Below are 18,175 nucleotides of genomic sequence, written 5' to 3' on the forward strand. Positions count from 1 at the left end.
GAGACTTGAGCTAAGGTTTATCGAATTTCTGCACCAAGCTTCTCAGCTAGTGATTTTGTGATTTTTTCCATATACTTAGCTACTTCTTCATCCGTTAAATTATCGTTTGGATTTTGGAAGGTTAGGCTGTAAGCCATGGATTTCTTACCTGATTCAATATTATTACCAGCATAAACATCAAAGAGTTTGATAGCTGTTAGGCGTTTGACACCTGCATTTTCAATCGCATCCACAATTTCTTGATGACTTGCTTCTTGATTCAATAGCAAGGCAACATCACGAGATACAGCAGGGTATTTGGTAATATCAGAAAAAATTAAATCATTTGTCAAAGCTACTTCAATAGCTGAGAGATTGAGCTCTGCCACATAAGTTTCTGGAATATCAAAATCTTTAGCCGTTTGTGGATGAACTTGTCCCACAAAACCAACTTTAGCGCCATTTAAGATAATCGATGCTGTACGACCTGGATGCATATTTGCCATATCTTTTTCAGCGATATAAGTCACATCCAAATTAAGCTGAGCAAAGATCATCTCCACAATACCCTTGGCATAGAAGAAATCAACTGGAACTGCTGTTGTTTGAAAATCTTTTTCAGCTACTAGACCTGATAAGGTCATCCCAAAGGTATTGATTTCATTTGGTAAATCTTCTTTTGGATTGCCAGTTTGTTCAAAGACCTTACCAATTTCATAGAGGGCAAGGTTTTTGTTCTTACGAGCGACGTTATAAGCCACGATATCCAAGATACCTGATGTCATGTTTTGACGAAGAGCGGAACGATCAACAGTCATTGGCCACATGAGCTCTGTCAGATGACTAGGTGCCACATTGAAGGCTGTCGCTTTTTCAGGAGTTGTTAAAGCGTAAGAAATAACTTCTGTTAAGCCTGCTCCTTCAGCCAAAGCCTTGACTTTACGACGTAATTTCTGAGTCGTTGTCAAGGCACCAGCTGTTCCTGCTGCTTCTGGAAGAGTCGTTGGTAATTTATCATAGCCATAAATACGAGCGATTTCCTCAACCAAGTCAGCTTGGATGCTAATATCCCAACGACGACGAGGAACGGCTACCGTGAATCTGTCAGCTGAACCTGATAATCCGAAGCCAAGTTTCGCAAAGACGTCTTCGATATCTGAATAAGTCAACTCTGTCCCTAAACGAACATTGACATAGTCTAAGGTTGTTGATACTTCAACAGGTTCAATAGGCAGAGCACCTGCTTGCACACGACCTGATAAAACTTCTCCTCCAGCTAATTCTTCAAGCATTGCAGCTGCAAAATCAAGTGCTTCTGTAACGGTATCGAAGTTAATCCCTTTTTCAAAACGAGATGAACTTTCAGAGCGAAGGTTCAAGCGACTTGATGTTTTACGGATTGACTTACCATCGAAAACAGCTGCTTCAAGAACAACGGTCTTAGAAGAATTATCAATCTCAGTATCCTTACCGCCCATAACGCCAGCTAGAGCGACAGGTTTATCCGCTACTGTGATAACAATATCATCATCAGTCAATTCACGCTCTTCGCCATCAAGAGTGACTAAGGATTCCCCATCACGGGCATCACGAGCTACAATTTTGTTCCCTTGGAATTTAGCTAGGTCAAAGGCATGCATAGGCTGTCCAAAGTAGAGTAAGATATAGTTAGTCACATCAACGACATTATTAATCGGACGAATGCCAGCGTTCATGAGAAGGTTTTGTAACCACTGTGGGCTTGGTGCCACTGTCACATTTTCAACCACACGACTAGCATAAGTCATGACCTTGTCGGATTCAATAGCAACATCAATGACTTCTTTAGCTGATTTAGCGACCTCAGTGACAGATTTTTCTGGGAAATGCACCTCTTTTCCATAAATAGCAGCTACTTCATGAGCAACACCACGCATAGAAAGGGCATCCGCACGGTTAGGTGTGATTGACAGTTCGATGATTTCATCGTCCAAATCAAGGTATGGGAAAATACTATCACCTGGAACAGCATTTTCAGGTAAAATTTGGATACCATCTGAAAATTCTTTTGGAATAATAGATTCTGGCAATCCTAATTCTTGAAGCGAACAAATCATCCCAAGAGATTCCATACCACGGATTTTACCTTTTTTAATCTTATAGTTATCAGCAATGCGTGCTCCTGGAATGGCTACAATAACCTTGATTCCTGCTGTCACATTTGGAGCACCACAAACGATTTGACGAGGCTCTTCATCCCCTGTATCCACTTGACAGAGGTGCAAGTGAGTTTCTGGAACACCTTCACATGAGATAACATGACCCACTACTAATTTTGATAAGCCTTCAGCAGGAACTTCTACACCTTCCACTTCAATTCCTGTTGTAGACATTCTTTCAGCCAATTCAGCAGATGAGACATCGATGTCCACCAACTCCTTAAGCCATTTGTAAGAAACTAACATAATCAATAAAATACCAAGTCAAATGGAAAAGTAACCATAAAAAGTTAATAACTATTCTTCTTTGTTATTGTTACTCAATATTTGAACTTGATTTATTTCCTTTCACTTAAATTTTTATAGGATAATTTTTGCTATTAAGAATTGCCCACTTAAAAGCTATATGTCTCAATTTTTATCTTCTTTTTTGAGGCTCAGCTCAAGCGTTTTCTTAATAACCAGTCTGTATCAACCTTATCTTCAGAAACGACAAACTCATGCTCTGCAAATTTTTCAAAACCGTAGTGACTATAAAATGTTTGAGCTTTAATATTGTGTTCCCAAACACCTAACCAGGCCCAATCAAAGGGTCCTGATTCAGCTACTTCCAACGCATACTCAAAAGCAAACTTACCTAATCCCTCTCCTTGATAGGCTTTTAAGATATAGATTCGTTGGATTTCCAACGCATTATCTAGTTCAAATTCTGTCTGAGCTTCTCCCCAATTAAGTTTAAGGTAACCGACCACTTGATTGTTTAGGAGAATAAAATTAATTTCAGTATCCGGGTGCTTTAGCTCAGCCTGCAAAGTTTCTAGAGCATAATCTGTGTCAAAAAAAGATTGCAGTTGCTCAGGTGTGTTATCATGTCCAAAAGTCTCAGTGAACGTCTGCTCTGCTATAGATTTTAGAAGAGACAGCTCATCCTCGCGCACAGGCCGAATGCCAATCATCTTAACCATTTTACAACCTCCTACTTGAATTGAGCTGAGAAGCGAGCATCTCCTTGGTAGAAACCACGGATATCATTGATACCATAGCGAAGCATGGCAACACGTTCTTGACCTAAACCAAAGGCAAAGCCAGAATACTTCTCTGAGTCAACACCAGACATTTCAAGGACACTTGGATGAACCATACCCGCACCAAGAATTTCAATCCAGCCTGTTTTCTTACAAACGTTACAGCCTTTCCCACTACACTTGAAACACGAAACATCAACCTCTACAGATGGTTCTGTGAATGGGAAATAGGACGGACGAAGGCGAATCTTACGGTCTGCACCAAACATTTTTTGACTGATTAACTCAAGCGTTCCTTTAAGATCAGCCATAGAGATATTTTCTCCGACAACAAGTCCTTCAATTTGATGGAATTGATGTGAATGAGTCGCATCATCAGTATCACGACGGAAAACACGTCCTGGTGAAATCATTTTAAGTGGACCTTGACTGAAATCATGCGCATCCATTGTACGTGCTTGGACTGGACTAGTGTGCGTACGCAACAAAATGTCTTCTGTGATATAGAAAGTATCTTGCATGTCACGCGCAGGATGGTCTTTTGGTAAATTCATACGCTCAAAGTTGTAATAATCTTTTTCAACTTCGTAGCCATCCACCACTTGATAGCCCATACCTATAAAAATATCTTCGATTTCTTCACTAGTCTGTGTCAGAACATGACGATTCCCCAAAGTCATTTGACGACCAGGAAGGGTCACATCAAGACTTTCTGACTCAAGCTGAGCCTTAATTTTAGCAGCTTGAACAACTGCTTCTTGCTCTTCAAAGGCTTTTGTCAAAACGTCTCGAACTTCATTGACCTGTTTACCAACAACAGGTTTTAAGTCATTTGATAAATCCTTGAGGCCTTTTAAGAGCTCCGTTAACGAACCCTTTTTCCCAAGAATTTGGACGCGCAAGTCTTGTAATTCTTTTGAATGATCGCCATTCAATTCTTTTAATTTAGCCTGTGTGGAGTTTTTTAACTCTTCTAATTTAGCTTGTAAATCCATAAGTTAAGATACATTGAGCTGTCCGCTAGCAAAATAATCAACCGATCTTGTTACGGTTTCATGCTAACAGTTAGCCCCGTTTAATTGCAGTCAAATAGTGACTGTAACCAAACCTTCCTTTCATCAATAATTATGTCGTTCTTCTGAATCTTTAAGGCAATCGTTGAGGATAAAAAAAGGTGCCAAAACTCCTGAAACGGAGCGTTGACACGCGGTACCATCCGATTTTTATCTAGCAAAGTAGACCTTAATTCGACTGTCTTTAATATGAGTGAATTCATCTTATTTCACTTGAGAAGAGTTCCAGTCACGCTCTTCATTCCCTGGCAAGTTCCTAAGATTACTAGTCTCATAGACATCTATTCAATTACTAATAGTTTATCAAAAAACTGACAACTAAACAAGTGCCAACTCATTTAGTGATTAACTGTCACCTGCCCATTAGCATAGTTAAGCGTAATACCAGGTTGAACATTTGGTACAAAAACATTAAATTCCAAACTACCATCACTTGATTTGGCTTCAAGATGCGAGCCAGAAGCAATGATATTATCGCCTTCATAAACAAGAGTCACACGATAACGAACACGTTTATTATTATCTAAAGCACGACGAATTTGTGTCTCATAATAGTTTTGACCCGTTGAATCATGATCTCTAGCTTGGTTAGACCAAGCTGTCTGAACAGCGATATTTTGAGGGTTACTTGCAGAAGGGTCAAAACCATCAATATTACCCGCAATGGCGTAACCAATTAAGTGACCTCGATCAATAGCATGATCGTATTCACCTGGTAAATCATGAACCTGATGCCAGCCTGCCGGCTTCCATGACGTTGACCCATTCCCCGTTAATTCACGGTTACGATATTGTCGACTTTGTTTAGACAGCATAGCATTTGCTACTGACGGGACAAGCTTTCCTTGGACCCGCTTTATTTTATTATCCACATAAGGCATGCTGGACACACTGGCATCAAGATTTGTTATATTGTTATTAATCACAAAGGCACCTGCACCATTCCATTTGATATCATCTCCTAAAGATTTTCTAACAGATGACGTCAAAACAGATTGTGCTAAGTCTTGGTTTGGTGTCGATTCATTTGCACTTGAGCCGTTAGAATTTACTTTTTCCTGATTTGAACCATTCGTCACAACTTGAGCTAGCTGTTTCAGAGGGTTATCATCTGACAGCTGATCTGTCCCTGCAACAAGACCTAAGATTAAGGTTATAATGACTACTAGAACAGAAAACTTCGATTTAGATGATTTTTTTACATCATAAGGTTTAACCATAAAACTCCATTTCATGAAAAAAGTAGGACAAGCCTACTTTATCTTAAATTTAGCAATCAATTCTTGCCATTTATCCAATGAGAGAATTGAGAAAGCATCCTTACCATCGCCAATGATACCATAACCAATGATAAGCCCTAAGGCTAAAAATAGTATACATAGGGCTGCCACAACAATGATAAACAAATACTGTCTCAAAACATATAAAATACGTTCTTTCATCTTAATCCTCTGAAATACGACGAATGTTAGCACCTAGCTTAGCCAATTTAGTGTGGAATTGATAATAGCCACGATCTAGATGAGTTAATTTTCCGACTGTTGTTGTTCCTTGGGCAACCATACCAGTTAAAATAAGAGCTGCACTGGCACGTAGGTCAGTTGACATTACTGGTGCTCCTTGAAGAGATCCGCCACCGTGAATCAAAGCTGTATCACGAAGAATTTCCGTATGAAGTCCCATACGACGCATTTCTTCTAAATGTTGGAAACGATTTTCAAAAACCGTCTCAATCATCGTAGACTCACCCTTAACAGTTGCCATAAGAGCGGTGAATTGAGCTTGCATGTCTGTAGGAAAACCTGGATGTGGTAATGTTTTTACCGTCACAGGTTTTAACTTAGAGACATCTGATTTAATACGGATACCAGCTGCTTCTTCAGTCACTTCAACACCCATCTCCATTAGCTTAGCTAAGAGTGGACGGTTGTGTTCCCAAACAGCATCTTTAACCAAGACATCACCTGACGTCATGGCTGCAGCAACCATAAAAGTACCTGCCTCGATACGGTCCTGAACAACTTGATGTTCAGCACCATGAAGTTTCTCAACACCTGTGATCGTTAAGACTTCTGTACCAGCACCTTTGATCTTAGCTCCCATTTTATCCAAAAGCTGAGCTAAATCGACAATTTCTGGCTCACGCGCAGCATTCTCAATCACCGTTGTCCCTTCAGCTAGGGTTGCAGCCATCATCAAGTTCTGAGTTGCTCCAACAGACGGAAAATCCATATAGATACGAGCGCCATGAAGTTTACCTGTTGCAGTGATATCACCAGCTGTTTGTGTGATTGTAGCCCCCATAGCCTCTAACCCTTTTAAATGAAGGTCAATTGGGCGACTTCCAATCGTACAACCACCAGGCATCGATACTTTTGCATGACCGCTACGTGCAAGAATTGGTCCCAAAACCACGATGGACGCACGCATTTGACTAACATAATCATAGGGTGCTTCATCCAGAATATCACCTTGTGCATCAACGATGACAGTATTATTTTCCTCATCGAAATCCACTGCAATATCGAGGCCTCTAACAACATTGTTCATTGTGAACACATCTGAAAGGATTGGAACATTTGTTAAGGTTGTCTTCCCTTCAGTCGGTAAAATAGTTGCAGCTAAAAGCGGAAGGACAGCATTTTTAGCACCTTCGATTGTGACATCACCTTGAAGACGGGTTTGTCCGCCTTCGATAATAATTTTATCCATGTTTACTCCACAGTATTGTTAACAGTTATTAATACTAATTTTTAATTTAAAAGCGTTGCAAAAGATTGACTTAAACTTATAATCTCTAAGACAAACCGACTGGCTAAATAGCCCAAAACGACGCTCAATAAAACAACAAACAGTCTCACTTGAGGCGTATTGTCTTGATTGATTTTTAGAATTTTAGACCAATCAACCAAATGTGTTAAGAGATGAAAAAAAATACCTATAAAAATCAAATGGCTAAATAAAGCCAGAGTCTCCATTACAACTTGCATATGACCATTATACCAGTTTTTTATTAATTACCAAATAAGAAAAGCTTTACACAGTTTCACTAAATAGTGCTAGTTTGGTATTTGCTAGAAAAGAATGGATTAGTGTTCGAAAATACTTCGTTACATCATTGTGAGTTATCATAAACACATAAAACAAATGTTGAAAAGACTTAACCATGTGCACTACAAAACTAGTTCTTGTCGTCATTATTTGTCCAACTTCTTTGAGTTAGTACAACTGGACCTTTGTCTCATTCCTGTTTTCAAGAGACAACATAAAAAGGTCCACTGGACCTTTTTATTTATTCCCAACGTTGATACGATTAATAGCGCGTTGTAAAGCAACTTGTGCACGACGTACTTGGTCTGCGCTATGCTGAGCTTGTGCTTCTTCTAGTTCACGTTCAGCACGAGCCTTGGCTCGTTTTGCACGTTCTATGTCAATATCACGTTTTCGTTCTGCAGAGTCTGCAATGATTGTAATATGATTTTGTTTAACTTCAATAATACCACCATTAACAGCTACCCAGTTAATTGTTTTTTCTTGATCTGCACGATAAACCTTCATTTCATGAACAGTTAAAGGTGCAATTACATTGACGTGGCCAGGCATAATCCCCATTTCACCATCAGGGGTTCCGACAATAATCATTGATGCACGATGATCATATTTGATACCGTCTGGGGTTACCACTTGGACTTTCATTTCTGTCATGAGATCACCTCACTAGTAGCCCATTTTTTTAGCTTTTTCAACAACATCCTCAATTGGACCAACTGATCGGAAAGCATCTTCTGGAAGATGATCGTATTTACCTTCAAGAATTTCTTTAAAGCCACGAACAGTTTCTGCAACTGGGACGTAAGACCCTGGAAGACCTGTAAACTGTTCAGCAACATTAAAGTTTTGTGAAAGGAAGAATTGGATACGACGAGCACGACCAACAAGTGTCTTCTCATCTTCTGACAATTCATCCATACCAAGGATAGCAATGATGTCTTGCAACTCACGGTAACGCTGAAGGACGCGTTGTACTTCTGTCGCTACTGCATAGTGTTCGTCACCAACAATCTCTGGAGAAAGGGCACGTGAACTTGAAGCAAGAGGGTCAACAGCTGGATAAATCCCCATTTGTGTCAATTTACGTTCCAAGTTAGTCGTTGAATCCAAGTGGGCAAAAGCTGTTGCTGGAGCTGGGTCTGTATAGTCATCGGCTGGTACATAAATCGCTTGGATTGAGGTAACAGAACCTTTTTTAGTTGACGTGATACGTTCTTGCAATTGACCCATTTCAGTTGCCAAGGTTGGTTGATAACCAACGGCTGATGGCATACGTCCAAGAAGAGCTGAAACTTCAGAACCTGCTTGTGTGAAACGGAAAATATTATCAATAAAGAGAAGCACGTCTTGACCTTCAACATCACGGAAATATTCAGCGATTGTCAAACCAGTAAGGGCTACACGCATACGTGCACCAGGTGGCTCATTCATCTGACCAAATACCATGGCTGTTTTTTCAATAACACCTGATTCTTTCATTTCCCAATAGAGGTCATTACCTTCACGTGTACGTTCACCAACTCCGGTAAATACTGAAATACCACCATGCTCTTGAGCAATGTTATGAATCAATTCTTGGATAAGAACGGTCTTACCAACCCCGGCACCACCGAAAAGTCCAACCTTCCCTCCTTTTAAGTAAGGGGCAAGTAGGTCGATAACTTTAATACCTGTTTCAAGGATTTCTGTTGACGTTGATAATTCATCAAAAGTTGGGGCACTCTTATGAATGGGATGACGTTCCGCATCTTCTCCAAATGGTTCTTCAAGATCGATAGCATCACCAAGAACGTTGAAGACGCGTCCAAGCGTTTCTTTACCAACTGGTACACTGATTGCACGGCCTGTATCAAGAACTTCTAGACCACGTGTCAAACCATCAGTTGATTCCATAGCAATGGTACGAACGAGGCCTTCACCAAGTTCAAGAGCTACTTCAAGAACGATTTTTTGTTTTTTCTCACTGTCTTTGTAAACAACAAGTGCATTATTTATCTCAGGAAGCGGTTCATTCGTGTTAAACGCAACGTCAACGACCGGTCCGATAACCTGAGCAATTTTGCCTGAGCTCATGTATTTCTCCTTTTTAGATTTTTAGGATTACTCCTATTTTGAGCAACAGTCATACACAACTGTCCCTCTATCTTTTGAGTCATGTCAATCAAACACTACTCAAGGGCGCTAGCCCCCGCTACAATTTCTGTAATTTCTTGTGTGATTTCTGCCTGACGAGCACGGTTATACTGGATTGTCAAATCATTGATAACATTTTTAGCATTATCCGTCGCTGTTTGCATAGCACTCATACCTGCTGCATGTTCAGCCGTCTTAGCATCAACAATAGCTCCATAAATCAAACTTTCAGTGTATTGAGGCAGTAGTTGTTCTAAGATAGCTTCGCGATTTGGTTCCAATTCAAACGATGCTCCCCCTTCACTAGCTTGATTAACATCTAGCTCAGTGATTGGTAGCATTTGTTGCATACGTACTTGACTGGTCAGACTGTTCACATGGTGATTATAGCAGACGTAAAGTTCATCAAAGAGCTCATTCTTGTACATTTCAACTGATTTTGAAATGATACGAGCTACTTCTTCGAAGCTTGGTTGATCTTCTAATCCACGTAATTCAAAGGCAACATCAATTCCTCTTGCCTTGAAAAAGTCTGCCCCCATCCCTCCGATAGCAATGATTTCAAAGTCATTACCTTCAGGATGATACTCACCAATAGTGTCCATCATTGATTTTAAGATAGTAGAGTTGTAACCACCTACTAATCCTTTATCTGAAGTAATCACAATATAACCAGTTTTTTTAACAGGACGAGAAATCAACATTGGATTTGACGATCCTGATAACAATTCAGCTTTCATCAAGTCCGTTGTGATTTGACGTACCTTACTAGCATAAACTTGGAAATCTTTAGCTGCTTGTTCAGACTTGGTCAATTTCGCAGCAGAAACCATTTGCATGGCTCCTGTTATTTGACTAGTCTTTTTCGTAGAAGCTATTTTTCCTTTGATTTCGCTAAGAGAACCTGCCATAATGCTTCCTCCTCTTAGTTAAATGATGACTGATCTTTAAACTCTTGAATAGCAGCATCTAACACTGATTCTTCAGGTAGATCCTTAGTATTTCGAATCGTTTCAAAGATTTCTTCATGATGAGCGTCAAAGTAGGAATACATAGACTCCTCAAAACTCAAGATATCTTCAACTGGAACACTGTCCAAGAAGCCATGCGTCAAGGCGTAAAGAATCAAGACTTGTTTTTCAACTGGAAGTGGTTTGTGAAGTGGTTGTTTCAAGACTTCAACTGTACGACGTCCACGATTCAACTTAGCTTGCGTTGCTGCGTCCAAGTCAGATCCAAATTGAGTAAAGGCTTCAAGTTCACGATAAGAAGCTAGGTCCAAACGTAGAGTACCGGCAACTTTCTTCATCGCCTTAATTTGCGCAGACCCACCCACACGTGATACTGATGAACCGGCATCAATAGCAGGACGAATACCTGAGTTAAAGAGGTTTTCTTGCAAGAAGATCTGTCCGTCAGTGATTGAAATAACGTTTGTCGCGATATAAGCTGAGATATCTCCAGCTTGTGTTTCAATAAACGGAAGGGCAGTAATTGATCCTCCACCTAGAGCATCAGAAACTTTGGCTGAACGCTCAAGGAGACGTGAATGCAGGTAGAAAACATCCCCTGGATAGGCTTCACGACCTGGTGGACGGCGAAGAAGAAGGGAAAGTTCTCGGTAGGCCACCGCTTGTTTAGATAAATCATCATAAACAATAAGAACGTGTTTGCCGTTGTACATGAACTCCTCAGCCATTGCAACACCCGCATAAGGAGCAATATAAAGTAATGGTGATGGCCGTGATGCAGAGGCTGTTACAACGATAGTGTAATCAAGCGCACCATAACGACGAAGTGTTTCTACTTGTGTACGAACAGTTGATTCTTTCTGACCGATTGCTACATAGATACAAATCATGTCTTGACCCTTTTGGTTCAAGATAGCATCGATAGCAACAGATGTCTTACCTGTCTGACGATCGCCAATAATCAATTCACGTTGTCCACGACCAATTGGAACAAGGGCATCAATAGCCTTAAGACCTGTTTGAAGAGGCTCAGAAACCGATTTACGATCCATAACACCAGGTGCTGCTTCTTCTACAGGGCGTGTTTTACTTGTTTTGATGTCCCCAAGTCCATCCACTGGAATCCCTAAAGGATTGACAACACGACCGATTAATTCTTCACCCACAGGAACTTCCATGATTTTTCCTGTACGTTTAACCACGTCACCTTCACGAATAGTACTGAAATCACCAAGAACGATGATACCGATGTCGTTTGACTCCAAATTCTGAGCCATACCGAAGGCACCGTTAGAAAATTCGAGAAGTTCACCACTCATGGCATTATCCAATCCACGAGCACGCGCGATACCGTCACCAACATAAGTAACGCTACCAGTTTCTGTGACGTCAAAATTTGGCTGGAAGTTTTCAATTTGCTTTTTAATTAAAGCGCTAATTTCTTGTGCATTAATTGCCAAATGTCACACCACTTTCTATTTCAAATTCATTTTTAATTGCTGAAGTTGCGATTTGATACTTGTATCAATAATCTTGTTATTAGCTTTCAAAATAAAGCCACCAATCAACTCTGGATTGATCACTTCATCGACTTGACCAACTGAAATATCGAATTTCTTCTCAGCTGCAGCTTTCAATCGATCTTTTTGAGCATCTGAAAGACTTTCTGAAACCTGAATTTCTAATGGAAACTCATTGGAAATCAGCGATAGTTTTTCCAAGGCAGATGACAAGATTGTTTCTAAAAGTGATTCACGTTCATTTTGTTTGATCACTTCCAAGAAGTTATTAACAAAGACATGACTACCTGCTTGAAGTTGACTAACGAGAGCCGCTTTTTCTGTTTGGCTAAGACCTTCATGAGAAAGTGTCGTAGCCAAATCGGTTGCTTGAAAGATTTCCAAAAGAGCTGTCAAATCTTGTCTAACTTCAGGAATGAGATGATGTTCTACCGCAACATCAACCAAGCTTTTTGAGTAATTTTCAACTAAAGTTAATGTTTTTTTATCCATTACGCATCTCCTAATTGATCAAGGTAGTTGTCAATCAGTTTGCTTTGTGCTTCTTTATCCAGTTCTTTAGTCATGATTTTCTCAGCCAATAAAACTGTCAAATCAGCGACATCGTCTTTAACACCAGCGAAAGCTTCCGCTTTGCTTTGAGCAATATCAGCCTCTGCCTTATCTTTAAGACGCCCTGCTGTTTCGCGGGCTTCAGCGACGATTTGCGCTTCTTGTTTTTTACCAGTCTCTTTTGCGGTTTCAATAATTTCAGTAGCTTCTGTGCGAGCTCCAGCCAGTTCTTCCTGACGTTGTTGAGCCAAACGCTCAGCCTGCTCACGGGCTGCTTCTGCACCATCAATATCAGCCGCGATTTTTTTCTCGCGTTCGTCAAAAATACTTGTCAATTGTTCCCAAGCAAATACCTTAATCAGAACAATCAAGAGTATAAATGACCCAGTCACGATAATAAAATTACCGAGACTTGTACTATTAATTAATGTAGACATGTCTACCTATCCTTTCTTATTCTTCGACTTGTGTATCTAGCTTGTTACCAATGTATTTCGTTGAAAGCAATACAAACACGTAGGCTTGAATTGATGAAATAAAGATTGAAAATCCAGTCCAAGCTAAGTTGAGGACAAAGGCAACTGGTGCTACAAAGATACTAAGGTTTGCAAATTGTAAGAGCAAAGTCATAACAACCTCACCAGCAAAAATGTTACCATACAAACGAAGGGCTAATGAAGCCACATTAGTAAGTTCTTCTAAAATATTCATTGGTAACATGGCAGGTGTTGGAGTAAGATAACCCTTCAAATAGCCACCTAGGCCATTTTTACGGACACCTTCAAAATGAACAATTGCTGCAACAATGAGTGACAAGGTGAAGTCCACCATAAAGTTTGAGGTTGGAGAGGTCCAGAAATTTAATTCTTCTGTCTCTAATTTAGTTACCAAACCAATATTGTTAGCAACTAAAACAAAGAGAAAGAGGGTAAAAGCCAAAAAAGTATAATTTTTTGTATAAACACCTACATTTGGTCGAATCAAATTCTGAACAAACTCATAGAGCCACTCAAGCACATTCTGCTTACCTTTAGGTTTCATCGTCATGTGACGACTAGCCCAAAAGACGAAAAGAAAGACAATTAAAACCGTCAAGAGAGTCATGGCAAGAATCGTTAAATCAAAATCAAGGCCCAAAAAGCTTGCTGTTGGATTTTGTGTTTCTCCCACTATTATCCCTCCTTTTTACAGTTTACTCTTAATCGATTATTTTCCGACAAAGAAAGTGAATGCGAAAAGGACGAAGAAAGTACCTTCAATAAAGGCTACCCCTGTAAACATCAATGTTTGCAATTTACTAAACATTTCAGGTTGACGTGCTGCAGATTTTGCGATATTGGCAACGAGGATACCCTCACCGATACTTACACCCAAAACTGCGATACCCAGTGCCAAAATTTGTAAATTCATAATAGAATTCTCCTTTAAAATTTTTTACCCTGCTATTTTAGTCCTATTTTATAGTGATGTCAATGAAAACCAGTTTTCGTTAGCGCTTTCTAAATGGAATCTTAAACCAAGTCTGACCATTGTTTGACTAATAAAAGAATTTTCTTCCTATTTAATAAAGACTTCTAAAACCCTATCAAAATAAGAAGATAACACTCTATCTTCTAAATGACACAAATAAGTTTCTTGACACTTTGTGATTGTCCTATAAGTATCTAAGGTGATTTGAAGAGTTATTAGATGTTAATTATTTTAAGAGGACATTAAAATATAAGAAAAACTGGAACTTTTTGATTCCAGTTTTTCGTTATATCATCAAATTTATAGAATTTTACTAATCTTTTCACCAATTAGGATTTCCATTATAGCATTTTGATAACTTCACTATCTGCTTTTAAGAGGAGAATGGCTCTCTAAACTGACTATCTAGAGATGTTGATAGAGTTCCTCGTAAGATTTACTTGCTGTATCCCATGAAAAATCCCGTGTCATTGCTTCTTGTTGCAGTTTTGACCAAGCTGTTTTGTCGTCTTGGTAAACGTTCAAAGCTCGTTCAATCGTTTTGGTTAACCAGAAGCCTGAAAACTCTGCAAAACCAAACCCTGTGCCCTGACCAGTATACTCATTATAGGATTCTACTGTATCTTTCAAACCACCTACTTGACTAACAATTGGTAAGGAACCGTATCGCATAGCCATCATTTGAGATAAGCCACATGGTTCAAATGCTGATGGCATCAAAAAGAGATCTGATGCGGCATAAATCTCTTGGGCCAGTCCTAAATCAAACATGATATTTGCAGACAACTTGTCTGGGTATTGACTAGCAAACCACGAAAAGGTATTTTCATAATCCGAGTAGCCTGTTCCCAAAAGAACAATTTGCAAATCAAGTTGCAAAATATGCTCTAGTTCATTAACCACTAGGTCGAATCCTTTTTGATCTGTCAATCGAGAAACGATTCCAATCAATGGTACTTCAGGTCTAACAGGGAGACCCAGACGTTCTTGCAAAGCAGCTTTATTCTTAGCTTTTCCAATTAAATCATCCTTGGAAAAATGGTATGGGATTAGTGAATCAGTCTCTGGATTTAATAAATCAGTATCAATCCCATTGACAATACCTGATAGTTTCCCTGATTCCATCCGCATGACTTGATCCAGGCCTTTCCCAAATTCAGGCGTTTGAATTTCTTCAGCATAGGATGGTGACACTGTGGTCACGCGATCAGCATATAAAACAGCTCCCTTCATCCAGTTAAGACAATCATTCCAGCGCAAGGTACCGTCTTCATAGCGCTCGCTACCCACTCCAAAAAGGTCCCCAAGCATTTCTGGACCATATTGTCCTTGAAATTCGATGTTATGAATGGTAAAGACCGTTTTGATACTTTGATAGGCTTGAATCCAGTGATATTTCTCTTTTAAGAGATAGGGCATCATGGCTGTATGATAGTCATGGACATGGAGAACATCAGGGATAAAATTGATTTTTTCCATTAATTCTAAGGCCGCTAATTGGAAGAAAGCAAAGCGCTCCCCATCGTCCCAAAAGCCATAAACTGAGCCACGGAAGAAATAATATTGATTGTCAATAAAGAAGAAATGAACACCATCACGTTGTATATATTTCACACCCGCATACTGACGACGCCAACCAACATTGACCGTATAATCAAAGCAATCCTCTACTTGGTCTCCGAATTTTGCTGCCACACTATCATAATAAGGTAAAACAACAGCAACTTCATGACCATGTTTAACCAGAGATTTTGGAAGAGCACCAATCACATCTCCAAGGCCTCCCGTTTTAGAAAATGGCGCGCCTTCTGCTGCTACAAATAAGAGTTTCATTGCACAATATCTCCTGTAATAACTTGTCCTTTCCCGATAACTAATGGTTTTTCAGCTGTTCCTTTTAGCGTTACGCCAGCTGGCACAATGACATTTTTATCGATAATGGCATACTCAACCACTGCACCTTCTTCAATCCTTACTTTAGGGAAAATAAGAGCATGCTTAATTTGACTGCCTTTAGCTATGTGGCATGACCTTGAAACGATGGAATGATTAACCTGTCCATAGACTTCTGATCCTGAAGCAAATTGAGAATTGTTAACTTCCGATGCTTGGTCAAAATAAGTTGATTCTTCGTTTTTAACTTTTGTATAAACCTTTTGGTTTGAATAAAGAAGAGAATAGAATTTTTGCGGATCCAACATGTCCATATTGGCATCGTAGTACGATTTTACAGAGGTGATATTAGCCAAGTATCCCGTATATTCAAAGGCTAATGCCTGTTCCGTAACGATGAGTTCACGGAGAAGAAAACGAATTTTACGAGGTTCTTCTTTTTGAGCTTCTTCTTCTAATCTGTCAATCAGCCACGACGTGTTGACCACATAAATATCTGCTGACATGGGAACTGGCTCAATAGCGTCTTCTAGTGATTGTTTGCCTATCACCTTATCTTGTTCATCAATGTCTAGTACTTCATTAGCTGATGAAATGGCATCTTTAGGAAGTCGCTTATACACTACTGTAATATTTCGCTGATTAGCATTATGAAGATGAATGACTTGTTCGAGATTAATATTTGAGAGGATATCACAAGACATGTAAACCGTTTGATCAGAGCCTGAACGCTTAAGGTAGGTCAAAATCTGACTATAATAATCATCATCTGTCATGGTTGTCTCTTCGTCTGTATTGTAAAAACCAAGAAAATAATGGCTAGTTAAGGTATTCAAGCCCCACTCACGACCACTTCGGATATGGTCAAAAACAGAGCGAATATTTTGACCGCGGAAAATCCCATAAACACTTCGAATACCTGCATTGGCTAGACTTGAGAGTTGGAAGTCAATCAAGCGGTATTTTCCATCAAATGGCAAATTGGCAAGTGGTCGATTATCCGTTAAACTTTCCATATCGTGGTAACCAACGGCATTTCCTAAAATGGCTGTGTATTTATCAATCTTCATTTGCTAACCCCACTACTTCATTGTATCCTACGACTTGAACATCTTCTGTACCATCAATCACAGCTCCGTCTGCAATCGTTGCCCCTTCACCGATAATAGCACGTTTAATCACAGCTCCTTTACCGATTTTAACACCACTCATGATAAAACTATCTTGAACATGAGCTCCTTCTCGTACTTGTACATTAGTTGATAAGATAGAATGCGTTACTTTACCATCAACAAAGCAACCATCAACAACCAATGAATCCTTAACTTCCGCTTTTTCAGAAATAAAGTTTGGTGGTGCAATTTCGTTTTTAGAATAAATTTTCCATGAACGGTCACGGCTATCCAGCTCATTATCGACTGGAATGTACTCCATATTGGCTTCCCAGAGTGACTCAATGGTTCCTACATCTTTCCAATAGCCTTTAAAATTATATGTATAGACACGTTCACCTGATTCAAGATAGGCTGGGATGACATTTTGTCCAAAGTCAGACATGTCAACACCATTTTTCTCTCCATTGACTAACATCTCACGAAGAGCTGCCCAGTTGAAGATATAGATCCCCATTGATGCTTTTGTTGATTTGGGGTATTCTGGTTTTTCTTCAAATTCAACAATTCGGTCATTTGAATCAGTATTCATAATCCCAAATCGACTAGCTTCTTTGAGTGGTACATCAATAACAGCAACGGTCAGACTGGCTTGATTGTCCTTATGCGTTTGAAGCATATCATCATAATCCATCTTGTAAATATGGTCACCAGATAGAATCAAGACATATTCAGGGTTGATGCTATCAATATACTCAATATTTTGATAAATAGCATGACTGGTTCCTTGGAACCAACGGTTACCTTCTGTCGCTGAGTAAGGTTGCAGAATGGTTGCACCAGCATTAATACCATCTAAGCCCCATGATGAGCCATTTCCAATGTGTTGGTTCAGGCCTAAGGGTTGATACTGGGTAATGACACCAACCTTCTGAATACCTGAATTGGTGCAGTTTGATAAGGCGAAATCAATAATGCGATATCGTCCACCAAATTGAACTGCCGGTTTGGCAATATTTTGTGTCAATTTCCCTAGCCGTGTTCCTTGTCCACCAGCTAAGATGAGAGCTAACATTTCATTTTTCATAATCATTCCTTCTTTTATCTAAAACAACTAGCAACTATGACGCTTTGTTAAGCCTAGTCTTGTGATCAGCCTAGCATTTTCTAAGAATCTGTATACAAAATGGGAAAAGGT

General features: G+C 39.6%; 18 protein-coding genes. All 18 read right to left on the reverse strand.

The genetic code is table 11. The features are described from left to right. Window positions 1–17: 17 nt before the first annotated feature. The 18 genes from pheT to C0J00_RS06630 all read right to left on the reverse strand — a co-directional run bounded on the left by pheT (window position 18) and on the right by C0J00_RS06630 (window position 18,064). The gene (pheT, locus tag C0J00_RS06545) at window positions 18–2,423 is read right to left on the reverse strand and encodes a phenylalanine--tRNA ligase subunit beta (protein ID WP_104968113.1); all 2,406 of its coding nucleotides are present in this window, start codon (window positions 2,421–2,423) and stop codon (window positions 18–20) included. 191 nt (window positions 2,424–2,614) lie between these two features. Next, window positions 2,615–3,142 carry a GNAT family N-acetyltransferase gene (locus tag C0J00_RS06550; protein ID WP_104968114.1) on the reverse strand — a complete coding sequence of 176 codons (528 nt, stop codon included), beginning with the start codon at window positions 3,140–3,142 and terminating at the stop codon, window positions 2,615–2,617. A gap of 11 nt (window positions 3,143–3,153) precedes the next feature. Further along, window positions 3,154–4,197 carry a phenylalanine--tRNA ligase subunit alpha gene (pheS, locus tag C0J00_RS06555; RefSeq protein ID WP_104968115.1) on the reverse strand — a complete coding sequence of 348 codons (1,044 nt, stop codon included), beginning with the start codon at window positions 4,195–4,197 and terminating at the stop codon, window positions 3,154–3,156. Between the two features lie 416 nt (window positions 4,198–4,613). Beyond that, window positions 4,614–5,495, reverse strand: a complete 882-nt coding sequence (locus C0J00_RS06560; RefSeq protein WP_104968116.1) for a DNA/RNA non-specific endonuclease — start codon at window positions 5,493–5,495, stop codon at window positions 4,614–4,616. 33 nt (window positions 5,496–5,528) lie between these two features. Next, window positions 5,529–5,717 (reverse strand): DNA-directed RNA polymerase subunit beta, encoded by a 189-nt coding sequence (locus tag C0J00_RS06565; RefSeq protein WP_104968117.1) that lies wholly within the window; start codon window positions 5,715–5,717, stop codon window positions 5,529–5,531. 1 nt (window position 5,718) lies between these two features. After that, the gene (gene murA, locus C0J00_RS06570) at window positions 5,719–6,987 is read right to left on the reverse strand and encodes a UDP-N-acetylglucosamine 1-carboxyvinyltransferase (RefSeq protein ID WP_104968118.1); all 1,269 of its coding nucleotides are present in this window, start codon (window positions 6,985–6,987) and stop codon (window positions 5,719–5,721) included. 41 nt (window positions 6,988–7,028) lie between these two features. Then, window positions 7,029–7,265 (reverse strand): DUF1146 family protein, encoded by a 237-nt coding sequence (locus C0J00_RS06575; protein WP_104968119.1) that lies wholly within the window; start codon window positions 7,263–7,265, stop codon window positions 7,029–7,031. A gap of 298 nt (window positions 7,266–7,563) precedes the next feature. Further along, the gene (locus tag C0J00_RS06580; RefSeq protein WP_104968120.1) at window positions 7,564–7,980 is read right to left on the reverse strand and encodes a F0F1 ATP synthase subunit epsilon; all 417 of its coding nucleotides are present in this window, start codon (window positions 7,978–7,980) and stop codon (window positions 7,564–7,566) included. A gap of 12 nt (window positions 7,981–7,992) precedes the next feature. Beyond that, window positions 7,993–9,399 carry a F0F1 ATP synthase subunit beta gene (atpD, locus tag C0J00_RS06585; protein WP_104968121.1) on the reverse strand — a complete coding sequence of 469 codons (1,407 nt, stop codon included), beginning with the start codon at window positions 9,397–9,399 and terminating at the stop codon, window positions 7,993–7,995. A gap of 95 nt (window positions 9,400–9,494) precedes the next feature. Next, window positions 9,495–10,370: a F0F1 ATP synthase subunit gamma gene (locus C0J00_RS06590; RefSeq protein WP_104968122.1), complete on the reverse strand. Its 876-nt coding sequence runs from the start codon at window positions 10,368–10,370 to the stop codon at window positions 9,495–9,497. A 14-nt stretch (window positions 10,371–10,384) separates the two neighbouring features. Continuing rightward, on the reverse strand, window positions 10,385–11,890 hold the full coding sequence (atpA, locus tag C0J00_RS06595) for a F0F1 ATP synthase subunit alpha (protein ID WP_104968123.1): 1,506 nt from the start codon (window positions 11,888–11,890) through the stop codon (window positions 10,385–10,387). A gap of 15 nt (window positions 11,891–11,905) precedes the next feature. Next, complete coding sequence (locus C0J00_RS06600) at window positions 11,906–12,442, reverse strand: F0F1 ATP synthase subunit delta (protein ID WP_104968124.1); 537 nt, start codon at window positions 12,440–12,442, stop codon at window positions 11,906–11,908. Then, complete coding sequence (gene atpF, locus C0J00_RS06605) at window positions 12,442–12,939, reverse strand: F0F1 ATP synthase subunit B (protein ID WP_104968125.1); 498 nt, start codon at window positions 12,937–12,939, stop codon at window positions 12,442–12,444. The genes C0J00_RS06600 and atpF overlap by 1 nt, the downstream gene beginning before the upstream one ends. 16 nt (window positions 12,940–12,955) lie before the next feature. Further along, complete coding sequence (gene atpB, locus C0J00_RS06610) at window positions 12,956–13,672, reverse strand: F0F1 ATP synthase subunit A (RefSeq protein WP_104968126.1); 717 nt, start codon at window positions 13,670–13,672, stop codon at window positions 12,956–12,958. Between the two features lie 36 nt (window positions 13,673–13,708). Beyond that, window positions 13,709–13,915, reverse strand: a complete 207-nt coding sequence (locus tag C0J00_RS06615) for a F0F1 ATP synthase subunit C (protein ID WP_170236859.1) — start codon at window positions 13,913–13,915, stop codon at window positions 13,709–13,711. Window positions 13,916–14,377: 462 nt separating this feature from the next. Beyond that, complete coding sequence (gene glgA, locus C0J00_RS06620; protein WP_104968127.1) at window positions 14,378–15,805, reverse strand: glycogen synthase GlgA; 1,428 nt, start codon at window positions 15,803–15,805, stop codon at window positions 14,378–14,380. Next, entirely contained in the window at window positions 15,802–16,935 is a 1,134-nt protein-coding gene (gene glgD, locus C0J00_RS06625; RefSeq protein ID WP_104968128.1) for a glucose-1-phosphate adenylyltransferase subunit GlgD, read from the reverse strand. Before glgD ends, glgA begins: the two co-directional genes overlap by 4 nt. Next, window positions 16,925–18,064 carry a glucose-1-phosphate adenylyltransferase gene (locus tag C0J00_RS06630; RefSeq protein WP_104968129.1) on the reverse strand — a complete coding sequence of 380 codons (1,140 nt, stop codon included), beginning with the start codon at window positions 18,062–18,064 and terminating at the stop codon, window positions 16,925–16,927. The genes glgD and C0J00_RS06630 overlap by 11 nt, the downstream gene beginning before the upstream one ends. Window positions 18,065–18,175: the final 111 nt, after the last annotated feature.

This window comes from Streptococcus pluranimalium, assembly GCF_002953735.1.
GTDB lineage: Bacteria > Bacillota > Bacilli > Lactobacillales > Streptococcaceae > Streptococcus > Streptococcus pluranimalium.

What these genes read in the sequence shown, in the direction of transcription:
- pheT (WP_104968113.1), bottom strand. Translation starts at nt 2,423, where the DNA reads ATGTTAGTTTCTTACAAATGGCTTAAGGAGTTGGTGGACATCGATGTC.
- C0J00_RS06550 (WP_104968114.1), bottom strand. Translation starts at nt 3,142, where the DNA reads ATGGTTAAGATGATTGGCATTCGGCCTGTGCGCGAGGATGAGCTGTCT.
- pheS (WP_104968115.1), bottom strand. Translation starts at nt 4,197, where the DNA reads ATGGATTTACAAGCTAAATTAGAAGAGTTAAAAAACTCCACACAGGCT.
- C0J00_RS06560 (WP_104968116.1), bottom strand. Translation starts at nt 5,495, where the DNA reads ATGGTTAAACCTTATGATGTAAAAAAATCATCTAAATCGAAGTTTTCT.
- C0J00_RS06565 (WP_104968117.1), bottom strand. Translation starts at nt 5,717, where the DNA reads ATGAAAGAACGTATTTTATATGTTTTGAGACAGTATTTGTTTATCATT.
- murA (WP_104968118.1), bottom strand. Translation starts at nt 6,987, where the DNA reads ATGGATAAAATTATTATCGAAGGCGGACAAACCCGTCTTCAAGGTGAT.
- C0J00_RS06575 (WP_104968119.1), bottom strand. Translation starts at nt 7,265, where the DNA reads ATGCAAGTTGTAATGGAGACTCTGGCTTTATTTAGCCATTTGATTTTT.
- C0J00_RS06580 (WP_104968120.1), bottom strand. Translation starts at nt 7,980, where the DNA reads ATGACAGAAATGAAAGTCCAAGTGGTAACCCCAGACGGTATCAAATAT.
- atpD (WP_104968121.1), bottom strand. Translation starts at nt 9,399, where the DNA reads ATGAGCTCAGGCAAAATTGCTCAGGTTATCGGACCGGTCGTTGACGTT.
- C0J00_RS06590 (WP_104968122.1), bottom strand. Translation starts at nt 10,370, where the DNA reads ATGGCAGGTTCTCTTAGCGAAATCAAAGGAAAAATAGCTTCTACGAAA.
- C0J00_RS06600 (WP_104968124.1), bottom strand. Translation starts at nt 12,442, where the DNA reads ATGGATAAAAAAACATTAACTTTAGTTGAAAATTACTCAAAAAGCTTG.
- atpF (WP_104968125.1), bottom strand. Translation starts at nt 12,939, where the DNA reads ATGTCTACATTAATTAATAGTACAAGTCTCGGTAATTTTATTATCGTG.
- glgA (WP_104968127.1), bottom strand. Translation starts at nt 15,805, where the DNA reads ATGAAACTCTTATTTGTAGCAGCAGAAGGCGCGCCATTTTCTAAAACG.
- glgD (WP_104968128.1), bottom strand. Translation starts at nt 16,935, where the DNA reads ATGAAGATTGATAAATACACAGCCATTTTAGGAAATGCCGTTGGTTAC.
- C0J00_RS06630 (WP_104968129.1), bottom strand. Translation starts at nt 18,064, where the DNA reads ATGAAAAATGAAATGTTAGCTCTCATCTTAGCTGGTGGACAAGGAACA.